The organism is Pseudomonas sp. 1912-s (genome assembly GCF_029269205.1).
Taxonomy (GTDB): domain Bacteria; phylum Pseudomonadota; class Gammaproteobacteria; order Pseudomonadales; family Pseudomonadaceae; genus Aquipseudomonas.
Genome location: NZ_JARIXR010000023.1, coordinates 23,577 through 46,407, shown reverse-complemented (window position 1 = coordinate 46,407; position 22,831 = coordinate 23,577). Strand labels below are relative to the sequence as shown.

Annotated in this window: 19 protein-coding genes; 3 read left to right on the top strand and 16 right to left on the bottom strand. The window is 57.3% G+C overall.

The window, feature by feature from the left end:
- Positions 1–128 precede the first annotated feature (128 nt).
- The 4 genes from P3C29_RS24075 to P3C29_RS24060 form a co-directional block, all read right to left on the bottom strand.
- Complete coding sequence (locus P3C29_RS24075) at positions 129–416, bottom strand: helix-turn-helix transcriptional regulator (RefSeq protein WP_275965633.1); 288 nt, start codon at positions 414–416, stop codon at positions 129–131.
- A gap of 2,410 nt (positions 417–2,826) precedes the next feature.
- Positions 2,827–3,792 carry an ATP-binding protein gene (locus P3C29_RS24070; RefSeq protein WP_275965632.1) on the bottom strand — a complete coding sequence of 322 codons (966 nt, stop codon included), beginning with the start codon at positions 3,790–3,792 and terminating at the stop codon, positions 2,827–2,829.
- The gene (locus tag P3C29_RS24065) at positions 3,792–5,798 is read right to left on the bottom strand and encodes a hypothetical protein (RefSeq protein WP_275965631.1); all 2,007 of its coding nucleotides are present in this window, start codon (positions 5,796–5,798) and stop codon (positions 3,792–3,794) included. Before P3C29_RS24065 ends, P3C29_RS24070 begins: the two co-directional genes overlap by 1 nt.
- Positions 5,799–7,191: 1,393 nt before the next feature.
- Positions 7,192–7,941 (bottom strand): glucose 1-dehydrogenase, encoded by a 750-nt coding sequence (locus P3C29_RS24060; RefSeq protein ID WP_010171031.1) that lies wholly within the window; start codon positions 7,939–7,941, stop codon positions 7,192–7,194.
- A gap of 102 nt (positions 7,942–8,043) precedes the next feature.
- On the opposite strand from P3C29_RS24060, the gene P3C29_RS24055 reads away from it, so the two are divergent.
- Positions 8,044–8,403, top strand: coding sequence for a helix-turn-helix domain-containing protein (locus P3C29_RS24055; protein ID WP_275965630.1), 360 nt, complete (start codon positions 8,044–8,046; stop codon positions 8,401–8,403).
- A gap of 67 nt (positions 8,404–8,470) precedes the next feature.
- Here P3C29_RS24055 and P3C29_RS24050 read toward each other — a convergent pair whose 3' ends face one another.
- A complete protein-coding gene (locus P3C29_RS24050) occupies positions 8,471–9,208 on the bottom strand; it encodes a glucose 1-dehydrogenase (protein WP_201124130.1) in 738 nt (245 codons plus the stop codon).
- Between the two features lie 103 nt (positions 9,209–9,311).
- Between P3C29_RS24050 and P3C29_RS24045 the strand changes: the two genes are divergently transcribed.
- Complete coding sequence (locus P3C29_RS24045; protein WP_275965629.1) at positions 9,312–9,683, top strand: helix-turn-helix domain-containing protein; 372 nt, start codon at positions 9,312–9,314, stop codon at positions 9,681–9,683.
- An 82-nt stretch (positions 9,684–9,765) separates the two neighbouring features.
- Positions 9,766–10,968, top strand: coding sequence for a multidrug effflux MFS transporter (locus P3C29_RS24040; RefSeq protein WP_275965628.1), 1,203 nt, complete (start codon positions 9,766–9,768; stop codon positions 10,966–10,968).
- 8 nt (positions 10,969–10,976) lie between these two features.
- Here P3C29_RS24040 and P3C29_RS24035 read toward each other — a convergent pair whose 3' ends face one another.
- The 11 genes from P3C29_RS24035 to P3C29_RS23985 form a co-directional block, all read right to left on the bottom strand.
- Positions 10,977–11,261, bottom strand: a complete 285-nt coding sequence (locus P3C29_RS24035) for a gamma-butyrobetaine hydroxylase-like domain-containing protein (RefSeq protein ID WP_275965627.1) — start codon at positions 11,259–11,261, stop codon at positions 10,977–10,979.
- Positions 11,258–12,211 (bottom strand): HEAT repeat domain-containing protein, encoded by a 954-nt coding sequence (locus tag P3C29_RS24030; protein ID WP_275965626.1) that lies wholly within the window; start codon positions 12,209–12,211, stop codon positions 11,258–11,260. Before P3C29_RS24030 ends, P3C29_RS24035 begins: the two co-directional genes overlap by 4 nt.
- On the bottom strand, positions 12,208–13,047 hold the full coding sequence (locus P3C29_RS24025; protein ID WP_275965625.1) for an ABC transporter ATP-binding protein: 840 nt from the start codon (positions 13,045–13,047) through the stop codon (positions 12,208–12,210). Before P3C29_RS24025 ends, P3C29_RS24030 begins: the two co-directional genes overlap by 4 nt.
- Positions 13,047–13,829: an ABC transporter permease gene (locus P3C29_RS24020; RefSeq protein WP_010171047.1), complete on the bottom strand. Its 783-nt coding sequence runs from the start codon at positions 13,827–13,829 to the stop codon at positions 13,047–13,049. The genes P3C29_RS24025 and P3C29_RS24020 overlap by 1 nt, the downstream gene beginning before the upstream one ends.
- Positions 13,830–13,841: 12 nt before the next feature.
- Positions 13,842–15,248: an ABC transporter substrate-binding protein gene (locus tag P3C29_RS24015; RefSeq protein WP_275965624.1), complete on the bottom strand. Its 1,407-nt coding sequence runs from the start codon at positions 15,246–15,248 to the stop codon at positions 13,842–13,844.
- 122 nt (positions 15,249–15,370) lie between these two features.
- Positions 15,371–15,616 carry a ferredoxin family protein gene (locus P3C29_RS24010; RefSeq protein WP_003217650.1) on the bottom strand — a complete coding sequence of 82 codons (246 nt, stop codon included), beginning with the start codon at positions 15,614–15,616 and terminating at the stop codon, positions 15,371–15,373.
- A 40-nt stretch (positions 15,617–15,656) separates the two neighbouring features.
- A complete protein-coding gene (locus P3C29_RS24005) occupies positions 15,657–17,387 on the bottom strand; it encodes a fumarate reductase/succinate dehydrogenase flavoprotein subunit (RefSeq protein WP_169388507.1) in 1,731 nt (576 codons plus the stop codon).
- Positions 17,384–18,145 (bottom strand): GntR family transcriptional regulator, encoded by a 762-nt coding sequence (locus tag P3C29_RS24000; RefSeq protein ID WP_076013439.1) that lies wholly within the window; start codon positions 18,143–18,145, stop codon positions 17,384–17,386. Before P3C29_RS24000 ends, P3C29_RS24005 begins: the two co-directional genes overlap by 4 nt.
- 172 nt (positions 18,146–18,317) lie before the next feature.
- Positions 18,318–21,239, bottom strand: coding sequence for a TonB-dependent receptor (locus tag P3C29_RS23995; RefSeq protein ID WP_275965623.1), 2,922 nt, complete (start codon positions 21,237–21,239; stop codon positions 18,318–18,320).
- A gap of 101 nt (positions 21,240–21,340) precedes the next feature.
- A complete protein-coding gene (locus P3C29_RS23990; RefSeq protein ID WP_275965622.1) occupies positions 21,341–22,288 on the bottom strand; it encodes a FecR family protein in 948 nt (315 codons plus the stop codon).
- Positions 22,285–22,791: a sigma-70 family RNA polymerase sigma factor gene (locus P3C29_RS23985; RefSeq protein ID WP_275965621.1), complete on the bottom strand. Its 507-nt coding sequence runs from the start codon at positions 22,789–22,791 to the stop codon at positions 22,285–22,287. Before P3C29_RS23985 ends, P3C29_RS23990 begins: the two co-directional genes overlap by 4 nt.
- Positions 22,792–22,831 lie beyond the last annotated feature (40 nt).

Sequence of the window (22,831 nt, the reverse complement as noted above, 5' to 3'; positions counted from 1 at the left end):
ACCGGCATCCGCGCTCCACTGGGCAAGTGCATCCATATCGGCTCGACCCACGCAACCTCATGCTAGGCACCGACCTCCTCCGCATGCAGGAGCGTCGCCATTGACTTAGTCCTGATCGGTCGCCTCGCTCAACCTTCAGATGCGAGCGCCGTTAGCTCACCGTAGACCTGAGCCAGCATTCCTTCAAGACTGCACGTTTCATCGCGTAGCAAATAGGCATACGCGAGTAGCGTCAGCGGTTGGATTTCCATCACTGAGGCCAGCTCCCCTACTTTCTCCAGCGTAGGGCTCTTGAGACCGCGCTCCAACGTACTGAGATACGTACGACTGCTGACGGTCGAAAAGTCCTCTTGAGTAAGCGCGCTGCTTTTCCTGAGGCGCTGCAGCGCCAGTCCGAATGCTTGGTTTAGCTCCATTTTGCACAACTCGCAAAAGGAACTATAAGGCAGCAACGACCACTTTAGAGCTACAATCTATAGTGTTCATTTTCGCTAGGGTTTCGGTGGTATGTTTAGAACGACACGGGATGCGGCAATACCCAGGCCGGCATTTCTCGGCGAGGACGTACAGCTATGGTCGTACATCGAGCATGGCTTGCATGTGCCTTGGTTCTACGTACGATTGGTTCATCATGAGGATGGACTGCAGATGAGCCAAATGTTGATGCTGTCCAAGGTAGAGACCTTGCAGAACGTTTTGACTGAGAAAACATCTACAGCATGGGTGGAAGATGTTCAGTTGGTCAGCCCAAGTTATGTCAACAAATCCGATCGATGGCTGATGGAGCCTCTCTTGGAATTGACGGAGGTGGGGAACGGCCCAGGGAAAGCGAAATCCTACATCTATAGAGTGCTAGGTGACCGCCTCTACACACAAGGGCAAACGGACGACGTCACAGATCAGGTTGTGTGTACCATCTACTTAGCGAAGGGCTAAAAGACACTGCAAAGAAATACTCGGCGTGAAATACGTACTCCTCAAAAAGACCAGTGTAGGGGGTAAAGCCTAATGGGAAGTCTAAAGGAACCGAGCACTATACAATCGCTAGTACGGTACATATTGGATTGCTGGAAGCTATATTGGGCACCGTTGATTTGGCTAACCAGGCAATTATCGATCAGTCGTCGCCCCAAAAAACACAACGCTAAGCACTAACCCCGCTCTGCGGTTAAAAGTGAAAAAAGTGAAAAAAGTGAAAAAAGTCTCCTAGACTAGCGAGGCTGGCATCGATGTGCAAATGGCTATCCTAGAGCCATAGGTGAGAAATGGAATGCAGTTTTGAAGGCATTTCATAACAACCGTCACACCTGCCTGCAGCCACCCTTATCGGATGAACGACAAACGTCTTTTAAAGCAGGTGAATCTACGTCAACCTGCGGCTACAAATGGCGATGGGCGCCCTATTTTGTTGTGTTTGCCATACCAAAAGCGTAGAAAAGTCTTCGGTTCGGGTGTGTAGGACCAGCTGTTGACGGCTTCAGTTGCGTGAAAATTACTCTGGTCGCTAACGCGTAACCTCATACTGCATCGCTTATCGCTCTGCCGAGATAGCCAGTCGGAGCAAACGTGCAAGCAGGTCACATCAGAACTTTTATCTACGTCAACGCTGGTTATGCTGATGACATCCGCCCCCAACATAAGGGAATCTCCACCCGACAGCTCAACCGAAAAACGGTCCCGGTCTCGGTTGCAATTTGCGCACCTGGATTCAATACCGGTCCAGATAGCATAAAACTGCGTTATCCAGAGAGTCATAATCTGACGTGGAGAGGTCGGACGGAAACGCCAACTCGGTGTAGTAAGATTGATCGCGCGCCCATCAGCAGGAAATCGATAGTGCAACGCTAAACGCCAAGCCAAAAACGCCGCAGACACCGTACAGGCGCACTGGCAGTCGAGACCATGTCGACTCTGAGCATCTAGGGAACTCAGATACCTATAGCAATCCAAATGCGGTTTCACATACGTCTTGTATAGGTATCGACGAACACACCGGTATCGAACGTATACTGCTCGCGCACTGAGATCAAAATCTGTAGCCTCTTGAGGGCTGTATATAGCGCCGATCTTTCTATAAGGAGGGATGGGTCGAATAGTGATTGCGTTAGGAAAGGGGAATCCTCGTAATTCGGTGATCGCGAAATTGAGACCGATATTGACGAACTGCGCTTGCTCGTTAAAGTCCGTGCTTTCTACTTTGGCGGCGTGAAGCAGAGACACCGCGTAGTCGACTACAGGATCCTTCATTGCACTCGCAGCATGAAGCCATGCTTCGATCCTTAAGCCAACTTCCGCATACTTATTCCTCTGCTCTGGAGTAGTGCTATTCAGGTAGACGGACCCGGAAGATTCAAAAACAAAATGATCGCAGCGCGTCTTGGCGCCGAATCCTCCAGTTGATGGAGAAAAAAATAGTCCTAGCCTCATTGCATTGCTGCAAGGCACGCATAGCTCAAGTGGTAGATTATGCCAAGGACACCGCTTTATCATTTGGAGAAGAAAGAACACTGAGTGGTAACCTAGAGCGATACACTTTGCGCAGTGTCGTATATAAACCATCGAATTGAATGGCGTACATTCCACCAAGTTATCGATAAAAGCCCGCCTGACTGCAGGATATGGCAGGGAAAGCGCTTCGGCCAGCTTGGAGTCATCAATGTCACGCCCCCTCCAGTACTGAACAGGACGACTAGACTGCTGAAATCGTGAAATCTCGTTGAGTAGTTGTAACGGGCGCGCAAAATTTAAGGCGCTTGCTTTTAGCAGGATCCCCCACGATGATTCAAATGGAATATAGTTAAAGTGTCCATATGTGAGTTTCATGGATTATTTCTTTGGGGCCTGTCGCATCAACGATACAAATTCAGCAATTAAGCTTGCACCCACAGCTTCCTTCACGATACCTTCCGTGACTTTAAACTCCGAGCTATCCAAATGGCGGGAGCGCATTAAAATCCTTTCAATCACACGAAAGATATGTTCGAGAGGTAATACGCGCGGTCCATTCTCCCCTGCTATATTCATTAACTCGGCCCAGATGATCTTTTTGCAACTGGTCATTCGAAAATTTGCTGCAAATGCCTTAGGCAAAAAGAAATCAGTATAAGTACATCCTGAGTCAAGCGGGTACTCTTTATTCAAATCATACTCGTTGAGTATGCTTTCAAAGTCGGCCTCAGACAAGCAACCGTCAAAATGAATTGGCTCACTTAAGAATCGAGCCACCAAGTTGGTTGCTCCAAGACCGAAAAATAAATTTCGTCTTTCAAGTATCTCCTCCTGTCCGAACCCTAGCGTCGTCATACTGATACCATGCTCCTCCAAACGATTATGAATGACCAGCAACTCATTCCAACTGTCTATCGACAAAAGTTGATTTTCATCAATGATTATTACAAAGTGCCTACCCCCTCTTGATTCCACTTCAACACGTACATGAAGGATAAATTTTTCAATCAAGGCGCTATATGACTCTTTTGGGTTTTTGTACAACCCTACTCCAAAAATTAAATCGCGAGTCAAATGAGCTGACTTGTTTCCATCTGCGGTATGGTACAGGACATACTTCTTGGGAAACTCGGTGGCCAGTAGGTCTCTAACGGCATTAGCGCACCTTGTCTTACCCATTCTCGGCTGAGCATACAAAAAGGTGCCTGTGTGTCTTGAGAAGACTCTTTCACGAAAAATAGAATAGACTTTGGCAATCATCGGTGTAATCAGTGTATAAAAAGTACTCACAATCGGATGACTCTCTAGATGAGCCTCCCTATCAAACTCTTGTTTAGATGTCATTATTTTAGCCTTTTTTTCCTGAGCAGCTCGTTTAGGTCAGGAGTCTTTCTTCCAATGATTAATGAGTCCGAAAACTCCAACGGTTTCCCTTCCAGAGAAGGGATTGGATTATTAACGGAGTCGGAAACTACTAATGGCGCTCCCGCCTCGCTCGCTACGCGCTTCGCCTCGGTTGCAGAGTCGGCCGAAATAGCTATGGTTTTTTTGCTCTTCGATTTACTTAAGAAAGCCAGATAAGCTAGAACTGGATCTTGCTCAAGGCTGACTTGCAACGTTCTATCCGCCACCTTTGAGTTGATGGCTTTTCGGGTTCGTAAATCATGCTTGGTATCTGCCCATTTCCCAACTGCAATAAGATTTCCGAGCAAAAAACCCTCCATCGTGAATGCTGTTACGAACCTTAAGTCGTTTTCGTCAATGTGCAGTACAACCTTCGATCCAATCATTGCCCATGCATCGTGCAAATAGCTTGACGTGTAACGAACTTTCATAAACTGAATATAAGGGTGGCGGCCATTTTTTTTGCTACCACGAACATTAACTGTTTTCTTCATTTGCAATATAGTATCCCCCTTGACACTGGCATCCGGTAACATCCTCACCATAAAGTGATGGTTATCCTTCTCCAGTTTTTGTCTGATAAATTCTAACGGTGACAAGAAAAATAAACCTTCGCTCATCCTTGTATTATGCTGCGCTATTTCAACATCAAGTAGATGAAGTAAGTGCTCAACAAGAATCGGGGCTTGCGTCGCCATCTCCTCGCAATTTTCCGCGCGGCCATTGTTGGGGCCGTGGCCCGTTGTACTTAAAAGCCGGCAGAATACGTTATTGGAAAGCAAACCAAATAAATGCTCTACATATGGTCGCCCTTCAAAGTGCGCGGGAGCACCCACCGTCCAGAAGTAGCCCAACTCTTTTCTTGCAGCATTTGTAACCTTTTCCGATAAGTGAGCCAGTGCTCCATCGAATTTTACGACTGTAAATAACGCTCCTTTACACTGCTGAATGACCTCATTAGGTACCCCACTGCCATCGGGATATATCAGTCCTTCAATAACTGGTTCTGGTTTTTGCTGCCCGACAACAGAATAGCGCATGACATCAACCACGTCGGTGGCTGAAATCTCAGATCTGAAAACACACTTATAAGACAGCACCGCCCCCGATGCACAATCAATCATGAGAACTACCCATATTCGGCTAATTCTTTTAGGGACATAAGTTCCATTCGGCGATTTCATTAGAATTGAGGAGTGGCAATCGGTTTTATAAGAATCAATCTCAACAGCGTCGAATGGCTCAGTATAGACCAATCTAGGCCTTAATCCCTTTCCGACTGCCATATGTGCTTTCGCCTCGCGCGTTCCTTCAAGGCGTATAACACGACTAAAATTGCTTTCTTTTATACTTTTGATGTAGTCATATATCGTGCGCTGCCCTTGATACAAAGTGTTAAAGGGCCATTCATTTTTTTGAGCACCGAACTCCTTAAGCAAGGTAAGAAATATCTTATGTAACGTTTTTGACCGGATGGCATACTCGCTTTCAGAATCTGAATCTGAATAAGAAAGAACTTTTCTAATAAACCTATCTTCTAATTCTGGATACTTTTTTAAAGCTGCACCCAGGAGCCCCGAGTATCCGCCTTGAGCTTCAGGAAGTTTTGAGACCACCGGCTTAGACCTGCTATATTTCTTCGTATGCAAGTATGGAAGCAGTGCGCGGCATCCCCAACACAAGCCATCAGGAGCTAACTGCATGCACCGTGATGCATAATAATTTATACACTGCCTACTTATACCTGTTGCAGCAACGATGCTCTTTATTGGTAGGCCTTCACAGTAGAGTTTCATTGCCAAAAACTTTAGCTGAAATTCCTCTCGCTCTTGATCTGTCAACCCCACCAATTCAGGTTTTGGCCAGTCATGAAAAGTGCCCAGTGCTATCGCCCGCTTGCTTAAGCTTTCTACCCAATTGTTAGACTCATTATTTATCGTAGTCATGACCGACATCTCCATTGAGTGTGGTAACCGAACGAGGGTTTACCCGCAAAATCAATTTCGATATGCCCCGCGATAAAGTGACGTACTAAAACACCGCAAATTATCGGAGGGGCAACAAGCGGAGCCTTTGAAAGTACACTCTTTATGTCCCCCTCCCCAAGCGACACCTCAATTGCACGTACGGCATTCGAAGCTGCTACACAATCGAGCGATCTGATAGCCGCGGCGAATGCCAAAGCCTTCATAATTTTTATCGCGAAAGGCGCCTCCTTCATAATTTGCACTGATGAAAGTCGAACACTTTTCTCACTACTGTTATCCGCAGACTCTTCCAAGTTCGAGAGTTCAACTTCAACTAGATCTCCTGACCTTTTTCGAACTAGAAAATCAAAAGTTTCGCTTCCCTCAGACTGCCGAAATGACACCACATCTAGATCAATCTCAAGAAATACTAGCCAGTAGACTAACGCTAGATCAGAAGACAACACCAAGTCCTGTTTGAGCTTGACACTGTACACATACCAGAGATTTCTATTACTGTGACCGCGCGCTCTTACCTCTCGAATAATTCGCTTCCTATGCGCTTGCTTGAGAGATTGCTTGCCCGAAGCCATACCAGCTCTCCGCTTTCATTAGGCTTTAATCTACCCCCAGAATATTTTTTTTGTTATATCAATTAATCATAAATTTTTATCGCTTAATTGCCATATAGTGGTCCTGCAAAAAGGTCAGCCTGCGGTCAAATAGGTGTTCTTCAACTTAAATACAGCTACGTGTTTAGTATCGAATTAATGCAAAGGCTTTCAGTCCTGCCATATGCATACGTGTAGTGTATTAATATTCAGAGCTTCCGCGCTTTAGAGATTGTCAACCTGAGATCCGCCCTCGTATGCTGGCCTATAAGAAATAGGCAAAACCCCTTACCTTTTCAGCGAGCCCCAATTAAAAAATAAGCCAATTAGTGCGCTTAATTTTTGCTCGTGATTAACGCGTTATCACCAAACCCAATAACACACTGACCGGGACAAAACGGCCCTTGGTCAAATACGTCCCCCCTTGTCATAATCTGCATTTACTGAGGTCGAAGGAGGCAAACTCAGATTGGGGCCATCCATCCAACAATAGCCTCTGTGACCTATACGCAGTGGGTAATGACCTCCCCTTTCAGCCGGCGTTCGGGCTCCTATAGTGTTGCTGCAGCACCGACAGTAATTTAGTTCCTACGCATTCTTAGGAAAATAAACACTTCCAAAGCCGGGACTAATTTCTTTTCACATCTTGGCACCACGCTGATGCTAGATTTTGCTAACGGACTGTTTTTTTTGCTATTTTTAGGCGGTAAAAATGTCAATACTTTAGTTCTGGGGACTACCGCCCCTCAAAACGCTGCGTCTCAGACTTGTGCAAACCCACCGTCCACAAACATTTCACTGCCGGTCATGAAGCTGCTTTCATCCGACGCCAGGAACAACGCCGCCGCCGCAACTTCTTCCGGCTGACCGATGCGTCCCAGCGGCAACTGTTCAACCATGCTGTCAACGATCGCATCCTTTTGACCGGTACCTGAAAGCGCCAGGTCCAGGCCTGGTGTCGCGATCGGTCCGGGCGAAAGTACGTTGACACGAATGCCCGTGCCTTTCAGGTCAAGCGCCCAGCTCCTTGCGAAGTTACGCAGTGCCGCTTTTGTGGCGCTGTAGACGCTGAAAGCCGGTGTTCCCATGGTTCCTGTGGTCGAACCGGTAAGGATGACTGAGCTGCCAGCACTCATCAGTGGCAAGGCTTTTTGCACGGTGAACAGTGTGCCTTTGACGTTGATGCCGAAGGTACGGTCAAACGATTCCTCGGTGATCGACCCGATCGGCTGGAAATCCCCCAGGCCAGCATTGGCAAACAGCACGTCAACCCGACCTTTGGTGGCTTTCACTTGAGCGAAGATTCGCTCCAGATCCTCCAGATTTGAAATGTCACCTCGGATAGCGACAGCATCAGGTCCGATCAGCTGCAGCGCTTTATCCAGTTCTTCCTGCCGCCGTCCGACGATCACCACCTGCGCGCCCTCAGCCGCAAAGCGAATGGCCGTTGCCAAGCCGATGCCGCTGTTGCCGCCGGTCACCACCGCAATTTTCCCGTTGAGCCTGCTCATGATTAACTCCAAAGAATAACGTTGAGGCCCAACTGTAGAACTGCGCTATTCTTTTGAATAGTATGCACCTTTTAGTAAGTACCCTCCGGAGCCTGCACAACCATGGCCAACAACTCTTTCAACTGTGGTCTCGAAGCCGCTCTGGCGGTGATTGGTGGCAAATGGAAGCCGCTCGTTCTGTTCAACCTGGCGCAGAATGTTCACCGATATGGCGAATTAAGGCGCGCAGTTGGCGGTGTCACCGATAAGGTGCTGATCCAGCAACTCAAGGAACTGGAGCGTGACGAGATCATTGCACGCGTTGATTTCCACGAAATACCGCCCAAAGTCGAGTATTCCCTGACGCCCTTCGGGCAATCCCTGGCCACAGCGCTGGGTGCGCTGTGCCAGTGGGGCACGGAACATATGCAAACGGTGGAGCGCATTGCTGAACGACGCACGTCTGCCCTCGCCCAACCCTGATCCCCTGCCCCTGATACCCAACTCAACTAAATGGATATTTAGTTGAGTTATCACCCTTCGAGCGGCCTTACAGCCCCCCACTGACCACCAGTACATCGCCGGTAACCCAGCCCGACTCTTCCGATGCCAGGAACAACGCCGCTTTCGCAAGATCCTCGGGCAACCCCATCCGGCCCAATGGCGTCTGGTCGATCAGTACCTGGCTCATCTCGCTTTCCATCATGCTCCGCGTGCCATCGGTACGTGTCGGGCCGGGGTTGAGCGTGTTAACCCGTATTCCTTGCCCACCCAACTCCTTGGCCAGTACGCCGCTGATGCCCTCCACTGCGCTTTTGCTCGCGGTGTACACCGCAGACGTGGGGGGTTTCATGTGAGTGACATTGGAACCGATGTTAATCACGCTGCTGCCCTCCCCCAGATACTTCGCGGCAGCTTGCGTCATCAGCAGCGGGCCCAGCACGTTGATGTTGAACACCTTATGAAAGTGCCCTTCGGTGATCCCGGCCAGTGGCGCGAACTCATAAACGCCGGCGTTGTTGACGAGGATATCCAGCCGCCCAAAGCTTGAAATGGCCGCCTCGACAATCCCGACGGCCTGGGCACCAACGGACACGTCGCCCTTGACCGCAATCGCCTTGCCACCCGACGCATGGATCTGCGCGACCACGGCCTGCGCACCGCTCTGGCTGCTGGAATAATTGACGACAACCGAGGCTCCTTCCGCGGCGAACAAGACGGCGATCGCCGCACCGATGCCCTTGGATGCACCCGTTACAATGGCTACTCTATTGACCAAACGGCCCATGACGAATCCTCTGAATGTCACTCGAATGCGTTCACAGTAAGTCGCCCGAAAAATCATTGTAAGTAGGCACTTTCAAGTAACTGGGTGCCCTGGAGCCATGCCGATGTCATCGATCCAAATCGAAAAAACACCCTGCGAAACGGGCGAATCCGAGACCCAGCGGTGTGCAATGAGGGTGCTGCTGGAGCTGATTACCGCGCCGTGGACTTTGCATATCCTGCTGGTACTGACGGCCGACGGCCCTACCCGGTTTGGCGCTTTGCGGCGTCGGGTCGAAGGCATCTCTGCGCGGGTGTTGACTGTGCGTTTGCGCTCACTCGAAGATCGCGGGCTGTTGGTCCGCAGGGCCACATCGAGCAAATCCCCCGAAGTCACGTATTACCCCACGGCGCGCCTGCACGACATGCGCGAGTTCATGCAGCAAATGCGCGATTTGTCGCTTAAGTGGCAGGACGAGGACCTGCGCAACACCTAGCCGGTTACTCTGCCGTACCTGCTTGTATACCCGGGCCGCGCTACTTAAGCTTGCCGCTCTTTTGATGCCGCCCGGAACCCCCATGCCTAGAAGTATCGCCCACCTCGCCCTGTTGCTGGGGTTGATCACCGCCGTCGGCCCCTTTGCCATCGACAGCTACCTGCCGGCCTTGCCGACGCTGGGCGCCAGCCTGCACGCCTCGCCTGCTGCCGTGCAGATGAGCCTCACGGTGTTCTTCATGATCATCGGGGTGTGCCAGTTGTTTTACGGGCCGATCAGCGACGTGTTCGGGCGCAAGCCGCCGATCTATGCCGGCCTGGTGATTTTCATCGTGGGCAGTATTGGCTGCGCCCTGGCGCCAAACATCGAGGTGCTGATTGGCTTCCGGGCCTTGCAGGCCTTTGGCGCCTGCGCCGGGATGGTGATTCCCCGGGCGGTTGTCCGTGACCTGTACACCGGCCATGAAGCCGCCCGGTTGATGGCGTTGCTGATGCTGGTGGTGAGTATTTCACCGATCCTCGCACCGCTGGCCGGCAGCCTGGTGATCGCAGTGTGGAGCTGGCGTGAAGTGTTTTGGGCGCTGGCCGTGGCCGCGGTGCTGTGCCTGATCATGACCGCCGTGCAACTGCCGGAAACCCATCCCGCCGAACGGCGCCTGGGCAAGACCCTGGGCAATGCGTTCGGCAGCTACGGCGCGCTGCTGCGTGATCCGGTGTTTACCGGGTTGTCGGTGGTGGGCGGTTTTGGCCTGGCGACCTTCTTCGTGTTCATCGGCAGCGCGCCGTTCGTTTACATCGAGTACTACGGGCTTACGCCGACCCAATTCAGCCTGTGCTTCGCCCTCAACGCCGCGTCGTTTTTTGCCCTCAGCCAACTCACGGCGCGCTTGAGCGCACGCTTTGGCCTGGCGCCGCTGATTCGCTGGTCGGTGACGGGCGTGGCGACGGTCATGACCGTGCTGGCGCTCACCACCCTGTGGGCCAATAGCCTGCCGTTGATGATGGCGTTGCTGTTTATCGGCTTTGGTTTTCTCGGCCTGCTGCTGCCGGCAGCCGGGGTGTTGTCCCTGGAAGACCACGGCGCCGTGGCCGGCTCTGCATCAGCACTGCTGGGCGCCATTCAAATGATCACCGCCGCCGTGTGCATGGCGGTGGTGGGTGTGTTTGCCGACCATACGCCGGCGCCGATGTTGATCGGCATCGCCCTGAGCGCCGTGGCGGCACTCTTCACCACGCTATGGACGCTCCGCCGTTTGCCTCCGCACCTGGCCGGGACCTCTTCATAGCGCTCAGGTCATTTTGATTCCCCCAACCCGGCCAGATAAGCCCACGGGTAAATCCCCCGCTGGTGCCCATCGCTGAAGATCAACTGCACGCCATATCCCTGGGGGTGGACTTCCAGCACCCGCACGCCGTCCGACACCAGCGGCGGCGTGCCTCTCAGCCGAAAGGCCCGGCACTGTGAGCACGGGCATTCACGGCGCAGGCGAGCGTGGTCGATCCATTGCACGCCCTCACGCCACTCCAGCCTCAAGCGCCCTTCGTCATCCCGGCCAATGCGTTCAGGCGCGCTGTTCATTGCAGTTGGGCCAGGGCAATGCGTACGGCCTTGCGCACTTCCGGGTCGCCGTCGTCGGCAGCGTCCCGCAACGGGCCAAGGGCTTGCCGGTCGCCCAACTCGCCCAGCGCCAGGGCGGCTTCTTTGCGCAGGTTGCTGATGCTGTGCCCCAACGTCAGGATCAGCGCCTGCAACGCTGGTGTGTACCGCAGGCGCCCCAGGCTGCGGGTGGCGCGCAGGCGCACTTGCCAGTAGTCGTCGGCCAGTGCGTGGATCAAGGCTTCGCCAGCGCTGGCGCTACCGACTTTGCCCAGGGTGGTCGCCGCCTCTTCTCGCACCTGCCAGGTGGCGTCCTGCAACGCCTGATACAGCGCCGGCAGTACCCGATCATCACTGGCAAGGCCAAGGGCACCGGTGGCAGCTCGGCGGACTTCGATATCCGGGTCGCTACTGGCCAATGTCGCCAACGCCTCCAGGGCTGGCAGGTGTTTGAGCCAGCCGAGCACGCCCACTGCTTCACGGCGTACGCCGGCATCGGCATCGTTCAGCGCCAGCAACGCCGAAGGTGCCGCGGCCTCCAGGCGCAGCTCGCGCAGGGCACGGAATATCGCGGTGCGTACGCTGACATCGGCGTGGGTGGTCCAGGGCAATAGCAACCGGCCCGCCTGCGTTGTCTTGAGCACGCTCAAACTCTGGGCGGCAGCGTCACGTACCGACGCTTCAGGGTCGGTCAGTGCCTGGCACAGCGCCTCGACCACCTCATCTTCTTCCCAGGCTTCAAGCAGGCTGGCGGCCTGGGCGCGCACGTCGGTGGCCGGGTCGTTGCTCAGGCTGTCCACCAACCACACCAGGCCGTCGGGGTCTTCGAGGTCGGCCAGGTCAATCAGGGCGATCCGGCGCATGCCGGCATCCGCCGCCTGGAGCCGTGGGCGCAGGGCTTCGATGTCGGGGTTTTCGGTTTCATAGGTCATATGGCAAATCGCGGTCTTGGGTGATCGTTGGGCAGCCCGAGCGGGTTCAGCCGGGGCAACTGGCGGCCATCTTCGTGGTGCAGCAGCTCCAGGCAATGGCGCTTGAGGTGGGTAAATTCCGGCGAGGTCATCAGCTCGGTGCTGCGGGGTCTCGGGAAAGTCAGCTGGAAGTCTTCGATGATGCGTCCGGGACGCGGGCTCATGACCAGAATGCGATCGGCCAGGAACAACGCTTCGTCGATGTCATGGGTGACAAACACCACGGTGGTGCGGATACGTGTCCAGATGTCGAGCAGCAAGGCCTGCATTTTCATGCGGGTCAGGGCGTCCAGCGCGCCGAAGGGTTCGTCCATCAACAGCAGGCCGGGACGGTTGATCAGCACCCGGGCAATTTCCACCCGCTGCTGCATGCCGCCCGACAGCTGGTTTGGCCAACGCTCGGCAAAGCCTTCGAGGCCCACCAGCTCAAGGATTTCATCGGCGGCGGCGAGGCGCTCGACCTTGCCCACGCCGCGCATCTTCAGGCCGAAGGCGACGTTTTCGCGCACCGAGCGCCAGGGGAACAGCGTGTGTTGCTGAAACACCATGCCGCGCTGCTGTGACGGCCCCACCACCGGCTGGCCGTCCATTTCCAGGGTGCCCAGGCTCGGGGTGAGGTGCCCGGCCAGCGCGCCGAGCAAGGTCGACTTGCCACACCCGGACGGGCCGAGGATGCACACGAACTGCCCCGGTTCGATCCTGCAATCCAGGGCCTTTACCGCCTCGAACGCCTGCTGCTGTTCGCCCAGGACAATGGACAAGCCGCGTATGTCGACACAGCCTTCAAGATGACTCATCAGGCTTTACCTCGTGGTCGATGCCAGGGAGTGAACAATGCGCCAAGGCGCTTGACCAACAGGCTGCTGCCCATGCCCAGCACGCCGATCAACAGCATGCCGACGACAATGTCGGCATAGTTCTGGATGGTGTAGGACTCCCAGGTGTAATAGCCGATACCGTACTGGCCGGAGATCATTTCCGCCGTCACCAGGCAGAACCAGGAGGTGCCCATGCCAATTGCCAGGCCAGTGATGATGCTCGGTGCGGCGCCCGGCACAATCACCTCCAGCAGGATTGCCCGGCGCCCTGCCCCCAGGCTGCGCGCCGAGGCGATCAGGCGCGGGTCGACGCCTTCCACGCCATGCACGGTATTGAGCAGCACCGGAAACAGCGCGCCGGTGAAGGTGATGAAGATCATCGACAACTCCGACGACGGAAACATCAGGATCGCCAACGGGATCCAGGCCACCGCCGGAATCGGCCGGATCACCTCCAGCGGCGGCAACAGCAGGTCTTCCGCCCACTTCCAGCGGCCTATCGCGATGCCCAGGCCGATCCCCACCACTGCCGCCGCCAGGTAACCTTCAAACACCCGGGTCAGGCTCGCACTCAAGTGCCGGGCGAGCTTGCCCGAGTCCACCAGGCCCAGGGCGGCCTGCACCACGGAACCCGGCGTGGGCACATTGGCAAAGGTCACCAGGCCAAGGTTCCAATGCAGGCTGGCCGCCAACTGCCAGAACAGCAGGCACAACAGCAGCGAAGCGGCCTTGGGCAGCCAGCGCCATGGGGTGCTTGTCATGAACGCGCTCCCTCAGCGACCGGCAACGGCCTGCGCGCCGGCGTCGGTAAAGTTGAACACCTTGCCGCCCTGGGCCTGGGCGAACTGCTGCGCCTGGCCCTTGAGCAGGAATGCACTGAGCTGGCCTTGCTTGTTGGTCGCAAACCAGGCCTGGCTCGCCAGCAACTTGATGCCGCTGTCCTCGGCCTGGGCATACACCGCCCGCACGGCCTTGCCTTGTTTGTTGAGGCTGTCCAGTGCGGTGAATGCCGCCTCGGCCGATGCGTAATCCCGCACCTTGGGCTCACCCTTGACCCAGATTTGCGCGACATGCTTCCAGTCAGTGATCGGCGCACCGGTCAGCGCATCGTTGGCCTTCAGCGGCGACTGGGCGTAGTTGCCCAATTGCGCCTGGTAGTCCAGGCCCGACGCCTTGAACGCGGCGCGGATGTACTGTTCATCGATAAAGGTCGTGAGGTCCAGGCCACGGTCGGCCTTTTTCAGCAACTTGAGGGTGTCGATGGCGGTGCCGACGGCCTGGCGGTACTCGGGCTTCCAGCTCAAGTCGCGGGTTTGCACGCCCAGCGGGCCATGGAACAGGTAGTTGACCTCGGCTTCAACGCCGGTGACTTTTTCGATCAGCTCGCTGTACTTCTCCGGCTCTGCGGCCAGCAACTGATTGGCCTCGATGCTCGCACGCAGGTAGGCAACGACGACTTCCGGGTACTGTTTGGCGTAGTTCTCGTCCACCAGTGCGCCGTGGAATGTCGGGGTGTTGGATTGCGAACCGTCGTAGATCTTGCGGGCGAAACCACGGTTGGGGAACAACTCGCCAAACGGCACAAAGTCGGCGTGGGCGTCGATCTTGTTGGCCTGCAACGCCGAGCCCGCCACTTCGGGGGCCTGGGCAATGATGTTGACGTCCTTGAGCGGGTCCCAACCCTGGGCCGCTACGGCGCGCAGCAACATGCCATGGGCCGTCGAGGCGAACGGCACGGAAATCGTCTTGCCCTTGAGGTCCGCCAACGACTGGGCGCTGGAAGCGACCGGCACCACGATGCCGTTGCCGCTGCCCTTGATATTGCCCGACAGCACGCTGATAAACAGGCTGTGCTTGCCTGCGGCCTCAAACGCCACGCCGTTGAAGGCGCCGGGGAAGTCGGCCATTGCGCCAAAGTCCAGTTTGCCGGCGACCATTTCATTGGTCAGCGGCGCGCCACTGGTGAAGTTTTTCCACTGGACGTCGTAGGTGGCGTCCTTGTACTTGCCGTCGTGCGGCAGGTACTTGTCCAACAGCCCCAGCTCGCGGATCAGCAAGCCGCCGGCCGCGCAGTTGATGGTGGTGTCCTGGGTGCCGATGGCCACCCGGATCGTTTGTGCCTGAGCCGACAGGCTCAAGGAAGCCAGCACCAGGCCGGCCAACGTTGCGCGCAATAACATTGGGTATTTCCCCTCGAATCATGGTTAAAAGAGTCGTCTCCGCCACGGTCTGGCGTGGTGGGAAACGAGGGGGTGTTGCTCGGGCGGCGTCCGGGGTTGGCGGATGGCTTTTGCGGCAGATCTCAGCGCAGCAGATACGGGATCTCGACCTTGACTGCGCCCGTGGGGCAATCTTTTTCGCAGGGCATGCAGTACCAGCACTCATCGAACGCCATGTACGCTTTCTGCGTTGCCGGGTTGATCGCCAGCAGGTCCATCGGGCACACGTCGACGCAGACCGTGCAGCCTTTTTCGGCGATGCACTTGTCTTCGTCCACCGTCACCGGGGCGTTGGAGCGGAAGAATATTTCCTGGGGCTGATAGGCCATTTCACGGTGTCCTGTGGTGAGCGAGCTTGGGGAGGCACATTCAGGCGGCGTCAGCCCCTACGCGCAGGCGGTCGTAAGCCTGCATCTCTTCGGCGTCCAGTGGGATCACATAGGGCTCGACGGGTTTCTTGAAGCTGACCATTTGCCCGTCGTCGCCCTTTTTCAGGTGGCAATGGCAGAACCAGTCGGCGTCGTTGCGCTGTGGGTGATCGACCCGGTGGTGGTACAGGCCCCAACGGCTTTCGGCACGGTACAGCGAGGCGCGGGCGGCCATCTCGGCGCAGTCGCGGATCACGCTGGTTTCCATGGCACGCATCAACTCGTGGGGGTTGTGGGCCTTCATCTGGTCCAGGTCGCGCTCGATGTCGGCGAAGCGTTGCAAGCCGATTTCCATCTTGCGGGTGACCTTGGGCGGTTGCAGGTAATCGTTGACGAAACGCCGCAGCTTGTACTCGACCTGGGCCGGCGGCAGGCCGGTTTCGCGGTCCAGCGGGGCGTACACCCGGGCCTGTTCGGCGGCCACTTGCCCGGCATCCACAGCGCTGAATTCGCGCCCGGCCACAAAGCTGGCGGCGTTGGTGCCGGCGAACCAGCCATAGGTGAACGCACCCAGCATGTAGTTATGCGGCACGGCGGCCATGTCGCCCGCCGAATACAGGCCCTTGACCGAGGTCTCGGCGCGCTCGTTGACCCACACACCCGACGCCGAATGCCCGCTGCAAAAGCCGATCTCGGAGATGTGCATTTCGACCATCTGGCTGCGGTAATCAGTGCCCCGGTTGGCGTGGAACTGGCCACGGCTGGGGCGCTCGTTGCTGTGCAGGATCTGTTCGATGTTCTGGATGGTTTCCTCGGCCAGGTGATCGAGCTTGAGGAACACCGGCCCGTTGCCGCTTTCCAGCTCCTGGTGGAACTCCCACATCATCTGCCCGCTCCAGTAGTCACACTCGATGAAGCGCTCGCCCTTGTTGTTCGCGGTGTAGCCGCCCAGGGGCCCGGTGACATAGGCGCAGGCCGGGCCGTTGTAATCCTTGATCAGGGGGTTGATCTGGAAGCACTCCAGGTTCGCCAGCTCGGCACCGGCGTGGTAGGCCATGGCGTAGCCGTCGCCGGCGTTGGTCGGGTTTTCATAGGTGCCCATCAGGTAACCCGACGACGGCAAGCCCAGGCGGCCAGCCGCGCCGCAGCACAGGATCACGGCCTTGGCCTTGATCACCTGGAAGTCCGCAGTGCGGCAATCAAACCCCATCACGCCATTTACCGCGCCGTCGCTGTCGGTCAGCAAACGGGTGCACACCAGACGGTTGGTGATCGTGACCCGGGCCCGCTTGAGCTGGCGATACAGCACCTTCTTGATGTCGTGCCCTTCCGGCATCGGCAATACGTAGGCGCCCATGTGGTGGACTTTCTTCACCGCATAATCGCCGGTTTCGTCCTTCTCGAACTTCACGCCCCAGCGGTCCAGTTGCTCGATGGTTTCAAAGCTGTGGGTCGCGTAGGCATACACCGCCGCCTGGTTGACGATGCCGTCGTTGGCAATCGTGATTTCCTTGGTGTACTGCTCCGGCGTGGAGTGGCCGGGGATAATCGCGTTGTTCAGCCCGTCCATGCCCATGCTGATGGCGCCGCTGCGCTTGACGTTGGCCTTGTCGATCAACAACACGCGCAGGTCACGGTTGGCCTCCTTGGCCTTGATCGCCGCCATGGGGCCGGCAGTACCGCCGCCGATCACCACGATGTCGTATTCCAGTTCCAGGGTTTTGCGGCTCACGGGCGGCTACCTCGCTGACGGTCGATACGCAGTCGATACTGGAAGGCATCGCCGCGGTAATACAGGTGTTCAAAGTCCACCGGCTGGCCGTCGGCGGTGTGGGTCAGGCGTTCGATGCGCATGATCGGCGAACCGGCCTCGACGTTCAGCGCCTGGGTCAGCTCGCTGTCGGCGAGTACCGCGTCAATCGCCACGTCGGCGTGGCCCAGTTGCAAGCCGCAGTCGTTCTCCAGGATCAGGAAGATGTCGCGGGTCACCAGGTCGGCGTTTTCCAGGCGTTCGCCCAGGGCCTGGCTGAGGTAGGTGATTTCCAGCGACACCGGTTCGCGGTTGATCAGCCGTACGCGCTTGATCTGCGTGACCGTGGTGCCCTCCTCCACACCCAGGCGCTCGGCAACCAGCTTGTCGGCGGGCACAAAGCGGTAGCTGCGCAGGCGGTTGATCACTTCATAGCCGCGCTCGGTCATGGACTCGCCCAACCCCTGCAGGGTGCTGACGTTCTGATAAGCCTTGGGTTTGGAGACGAAGGTGCCTTTGCCGTGGATCTTGTAGATCAGGCCTTCCTTTTGCAGATCACCCAGCGCCTGGCGCACGGTGATGCGGCTGACCTTGAAGCGCGCACCCAGTTCGCTTTCGGAAGGCATCTGGGTGTTTGGTGCGTATTCACCATCGAGGATGCGGCTGCGCAGCAGATCCCGCAGCTGGGCATGCAGCGGAACGCTGGACAGAGGGGATAAGGCGACGGTTGATTCGTTCATCAGGACCACTTGTCATAACGAGTTATGACGTGATCATAAGGAGTCTTATGAAAGACGTGGAAATACCGTTTTGGAATAAGGTTATGGACAGGCTGATCCGCTGCACCTACCCGGTATGTGCAGTGGATCAGCCTGTTTTATAGAGCAGCGTTAGACTGGATGATTATAAAAATCAGAAGTTGTAGCTGACTCGGGTATACAGGATCCGACCAAACGGGTCGGCGTATTTCGGGTCGTACCCGCTCTGAAAGGCGTAGGTCTGGTTGCTGAAAGGCGGCGCCCGGTCAAACAGGTTTTTCGCGCCCAGGGTGACGGCCAGGGACTTGCTCCAGTTGTAGGTGCCCGCCAGGTCCCAGACGTTGTAGGAGCCCACGGCGTCGTGGGTTTCGGGGTCCGAGTCGTGATAACCACTGGTGTAGCGGTTGGTCAGGCTAACGCCCAGTGGTCCCCGCGCCCAGGTACCGGTCAGGCTGTGGCGCCAGCGCGCAACGGCGCCCGCGGTGGAGAACTCGCCGCCACGGAAATCACCGAGTTTGTCGATGTAGGCGCCCTTGAGCTCCTGCTGGTATTTGTATTCGTTGACGTAGGTGCCTTGCAGGCCGATGCCGAAGTCACCGATGGCGGTGCTCGGGAAGCGGTAGTCAAAACTCACGTCGACGCCGTTGGTTTTGGTTTTACCCAGGTTGGCCAGGCCGGTAACGATGTGATCGATGGAGCCGTCAGCCTTGCGAATCAAGCGGTCGCCATAGGCGTCCGGGTCGTCGAAGACCGACGACTCCGGGAACTCGGCGATCTGGTTGGCGATGGTGATCCACCAGAAATCCAGGCCGGCGCTCAAGCGTTCAATGGGTTGGAATACGAAACCAAAGGTCACGTTACGGGCGGTCTCCGGGCTCAGGCTGCCGTTGCCGCCGGTCTGCCGGCGGAACTGCTGGGCGCAGTCGCGGTTGCCGATCCCGCCATTGGCCGGGGTGCCGCCCGGGCACAAGCGCGGGTCGTTGTAGTTGGCCACGGTGTAGCTGGTGTAGGTCGGGTTGTACAACTCATACAGCGACGGTGCACGGAACCCTTCGCTGTAGGCGCCACGAACCACCAACTCCTTGAACGGCTGGAAACGGAACGAGTATTTCGGGTTGGTGGTGCTGCCAAAGTCGCTGTATTTGTCATGCCGCACTGCGGCGGAAAGCTCCAGGCTTTCGAGCACCGGTACGTTGACCTCGGCGTACTCGGCCGAGACGCTGCGATTGCCGCGCACCGCGCCATTGGGGTCTACGCCGAGGCTCTGCACGGTCTCGGCAAACTGGGCGAAATCCTGGTGAAAATCTTCCTTGCGGTATTCACCTCCCAGCGCCAGGCCCGTGGGGCCTGCACCAAACCAGTCGCCGATTTCACGGCTCACGCGCCCGTCGATACTCTTCACCCGGCCAACGGCGGTGGCGTAGTCGCCATCGACGCGGCTGGACGCCAGCAACGCCCTGCCCGCTTCACTCTGCGGGCCGAACGGGTTGATCACGCCGCTGGCGATACCCTGGCTGATGGTCTGGTCGTTCACATAACCGTCGAGAATGGTTTGCACCACTTTGTTCTGGTTGTAGGACGCGCCGACGTTGTAGTCCCAACTCGCCACGTTGCCTTCGAAACTCAGCAGCAGGCGCTGGCTGGTGTTGTCATCTTCGTGTTTGCGCGCGCCGGCATCGGATTCGCGCCAGTTCACGTCCACCGGCTGTGTCGGGTCCAGGGCGAACCCCGTAGGGCCCGGGGTGATGCCGTTGCCAGGATAGAAAGGCGTACCCGGATTGACCTGGGCGCCCATCAGGGTGCCCGGGCCAATCTGCGTCCGGTTTTCGTTGCGCGCCCAGAAGTACTCAAGGCTGACGTTATGGTCATCGGCCAGCTTGCCGGTGGCCTTGGCAAAGGCCGAGGTTTTTTCGGTTTCAGGCACCAGGTCCAGGTAACTCCACAGGCTTTGGCGGCAGATGCCATTGCGTGACAACAGCCCCGGCGAGTGGCAGCCGGAGCCGGCCAGCGGGTTGGTCGCGTTGCTGCCCTGGCTCCAGTTAGCCGGCGCGGCGGTGCCGGAGGTGAAATCCAGGCCGCGACCGGGCTGATAGTTGTAGGTGAAGTCCCGGTCCTTGGCCGCCAGGCGCGTCTGCTTGTCATAGCTGACCACGCCGAACACGTTGAAGCGGTCCTCTTCAAGGTCGCCGAAACCGTAGCTGCCGCTGAAGTTATGGCTGTCGCCGCCGCCGGAGCGCGTCGGCGAGTCGTAATTGGTCGACAGCTGGCCGCCGGTCAGGCTGGTCTTGGTGATGAAGTTGATCACCCCGCCAATCGCGTCGGTGCCGTACAGCGCCGACGCGCCATCGCGCAGGACTTCCACACGGTCGATGGCAGCGAACGGGATGGTGTTCAAATCCACCCCGGAGCCGTTGGTGGTGTTGACCGCGTTATTGCTCAGGCGTCGGCCGTTGAGCAACACCAGGGTTTTGTTCGCGCCAATCCCGCGCAAATCGGCAAAGGCCGCACCGCCGCTGCTGGAACCCACCGAGCGCCCGGAGCCAACGGAGGACTGATTGGCAGAGATGCGGTTGATCAACTCTTCGGTGGTGCTCACACCCTGTTCGCGCAGTTGCTCGACCCGCAGGATAGTCACCGGCACGGCTGTTTCAGCGTCCACCCGGCGAATCGCCGAGCCGGTCACGGTGACTTTTTCGAGGCGGTAGTCGGTGCTTTTTCCTGCTGCCGGGGCTGCCTGGGTGGGCACCACGGGCGCCGCCTGTACGGTCAGGCCCTGCTCGCTGTCACTCACTTGCAGGCCGCTGCCCTGCAACGCTTTGTCCACCGCTTGCAGGCTGCCCAAATTTCCCCGAATGGCGGCGCTGCGTTTGCCCTGGACCAATTGTTGACTGAACGAAATCATCACCCCGGTCTGCCGGGAGATATCCAGCAGCACCGTATCGAGTGGGCCGCCGGCGATATCAAGGCTGAACACCTGGGCGGCCGCTTCCTGGGCCATCACCGATGTTGTGCAGACACCCATCGCCAACGCCGCCGCCAGCGTCAGTCGTGGTAATTGTTGTTTGAATAAGAACATCGAGGATCTCCCTGTTGAATGTGTCTACAGGGGATGAGCAGCAGCCTGCGGATTTTTATAGGGCGGCGTTTAGGCAAAGAAGCTATGAGTTTATAACCGGTTTAACGCGACTCGATGCTCACCCAGTAAGCGCTGTGGTAAGTCACGCGAATCGGCAATGAGTTCTGCAGCAATTGCAGGGTTCGATCCGTATCGTCCAGGGAATAGATGCCGCTCAGGCGCAACCGGGCGACGTCCGGGCTCAAGCGCAGAATCCCGCGACGATAGCTGCGCAGGCTATCGATCACTTCGCTCAAGGCGCGGTCGTGGACTTCCAGGCGTCCCTGGGTCCAGCCCGCTTCATCGCCCTTGAGCGGGCCAGTGCCGAAGGTGTGCTGCTCATCGAAACGCAGGCTCTGCCCTGCCTCCACAATTTGGCGCGCGCCGTCCCGGGTGACCACTTCCACCCGCGAATGCAGCATCGCCAGGCGGGTGGACGCTTCGTCATGCTGTACCAGGAACCGGGTGCCCAGGGCACGAATCTGGCCATGCCGGGTTTGCACCACGAAAGGCCGTGTCGGGTCCTTGGCTACATCCACCAGCAATTCGCCGTCCCTCAGCTCCAGCACGCGCTGGTGGGCGTCGAAGCGCGCCATTACCCGAGTCTGTGCGTTCAGTGTCAGCAAGCTGCCATCCTCCAGCGTGAGGTGCTTGCGCTCACCGGTGCCGGTATACAGCTCCCCGGTATCGCCCAGCCAGCCCTGGCGACGCCCGAGAAACAGCGCGGCCAGCGCGACGACACCCAGGCTGCCGGCGACAAACCGCCGGCGGCTGGACGGCGCTTTCAGGCTGTGCAACAGGCGCTCACTGGGTACCCCGTGCAACGTCTGACTGCGCAACAGCCGTATGCCACCGCTCATTTGATCAATCACCTGGCGGTGACGAATGTCCTCCGCGCACCACGCCTCGAATGCCTGCCGTTCCTGAACGCTGGCCTGCTCCGATTGCAGGAGCGCCATCCAGCGCGCAGCCTCCTCCACCACTGCATCTTCCGGGCGTAAAAGGCTCATGGTTGCGCCATCGCCAGGTAGCAGCGCTTGAAGGCATCGGCCATGTATTGCTGCACACGGCTGGTGGAGACCTGCAAGCGCTCGCCGATCTGGCTGTAGGTCAGGCCGTCCAGTTGGTGGTAGAGAAATGCGGCCTTGGCCTTGGCAGACAGCCCGTCAAGCAGGCGATCCACGGCCAGTAACGCCTCGATGACCAACACCCGCTCTTCGGGTGACGGATGCACCGGCGCATGCGCCAGGCTTTCAAAGTAGGCGCGCTCCAGATCCTGCCGGCGCCAGCCCTCGTACACCAGGCGCCGGGCGATGGTCGTCAGCAGTGCGCGGGGTTCGCGAATGGCGGCCGGGTCCGGTAGCGACAGCACCCGCAGGAACGTTTCCGAGGCAATGTCCTGCGCGCTGTGATGACACCCCAACGTTCGCCTGACCGAACCGCACAACCACTGGTAATCCTTTTGGAACATCTGCCCAATCAATGGGTAACCGAGGGGTTGACTGACACCCATGCCTTGCTCCCTTACGAGGCATTTCACCTGCCTCGAAAAT

Excerpts from the sequence above, each read along its gene's own strand:
- P3C29_RS24075 (WP_275965633.1), bottom strand. The coding sequence starts at position 416 with ATGGAGCTAAACCAAGCATTCGGACTGGCGCTGCAGCGCCTCAGGAAA.
- P3C29_RS24070 (WP_275965632.1), bottom strand. The coding sequence starts at position 3,792 with ATGACATCTAAACAAGAGTTTGATAGGGAGGCTCATCTAGAGAGTCAT.
- P3C29_RS24065 (WP_275965631.1), bottom strand. The coding sequence starts at position 5,798 with ATGACTACGATAAATAATGAGTCTAACAATTGGGTAGAAAGCTTAAGC.
- P3C29_RS24060 (WP_010171031.1), bottom strand. The coding sequence starts at position 7,941 with ATGAGCAGGCTCAACGGGAAAATTGCGGTGGTGACCGGCGGCAACAGC.
- P3C29_RS24055 (WP_275965630.1), top strand. The coding sequence starts at position 8,044 with ATGGCCAACAACTCTTTCAACTGTGGTCTCGAAGCCGCTCTGGCGGTG.
- P3C29_RS24050 (WP_201124130.1), bottom strand. The coding sequence starts at position 9,208 with ATGGGCCGTTTGGTCAATAGAGTAGCCATTGTAACGGGTGCATCCAAG.
- P3C29_RS24045 (WP_275965629.1), top strand. The coding sequence starts at position 9,312 with ATGTCATCGATCCAAATCGAAAAAACACCCTGCGAAACGGGCGAATCC.
- P3C29_RS24040 (WP_275965628.1), top strand. The coding sequence starts at position 9,766 with ATGCCTAGAAGTATCGCCCACCTCGCCCTGTTGCTGGGGTTGATCACC.
- P3C29_RS24035 (WP_275965627.1), bottom strand. The coding sequence starts at position 11,261 with ATGAACAGCGCGCCTGAACGCATTGGCCGGGATGACGAAGGGCGCTTG.
- P3C29_RS24030 (WP_275965626.1), bottom strand. The coding sequence starts at position 12,211 with ATGACCTATGAAACCGAAAACCCCGACATCGAAGCCCTGCGCCCACGG.
- P3C29_RS24025 (WP_275965625.1), bottom strand. The coding sequence starts at position 13,047 with ATGAGTCATCTTGAAGGCTGTGTCGACATACGCGGCTTGTCCATTGTC.
- P3C29_RS24020 (WP_010171047.1), bottom strand. The coding sequence starts at position 13,829 with ATGACAAGCACCCCATGGCGCTGGCTGCCCAAGGCCGCTTCGCTGCTG.
- P3C29_RS24015 (WP_275965624.1), bottom strand. The coding sequence starts at position 15,248 with ATGTTATTGCGCGCAACGTTGGCCGGCCTGGTGCTGGCTTCCTTGAGC.
- P3C29_RS24010 (WP_003217650.1), bottom strand. The coding sequence starts at position 15,616 with ATGGCCTATCAGCCCCAGGAAATATTCTTCCGCTCCAACGCCCCGGTG.
- P3C29_RS24000 (WP_076013439.1), bottom strand. The coding sequence starts at position 18,145 with ATGAACGAATCAACCGTCGCCTTATCCCCTCTGTCCAGCGTTCCGCTG.
- P3C29_RS23995 (WP_275965623.1), bottom strand. The coding sequence starts at position 21,239 with ATGTTCTTATTCAAACAACAATTACCACGACTGACGCTGGCGGCGGCG.
- P3C29_RS23990 (WP_275965622.1), bottom strand. The coding sequence starts at position 22,288 with ATGAGCCTTTTACGCCCGGAAGATGCAGTGGTGGAGGAGGCTGCGCGC.
- P3C29_RS23985 (WP_275965621.1), bottom strand. The coding sequence starts at position 22,791 with ATGGGTGTCAGTCAACCCCTCGGTTACCCATTGATTGGGCAGATGTTC.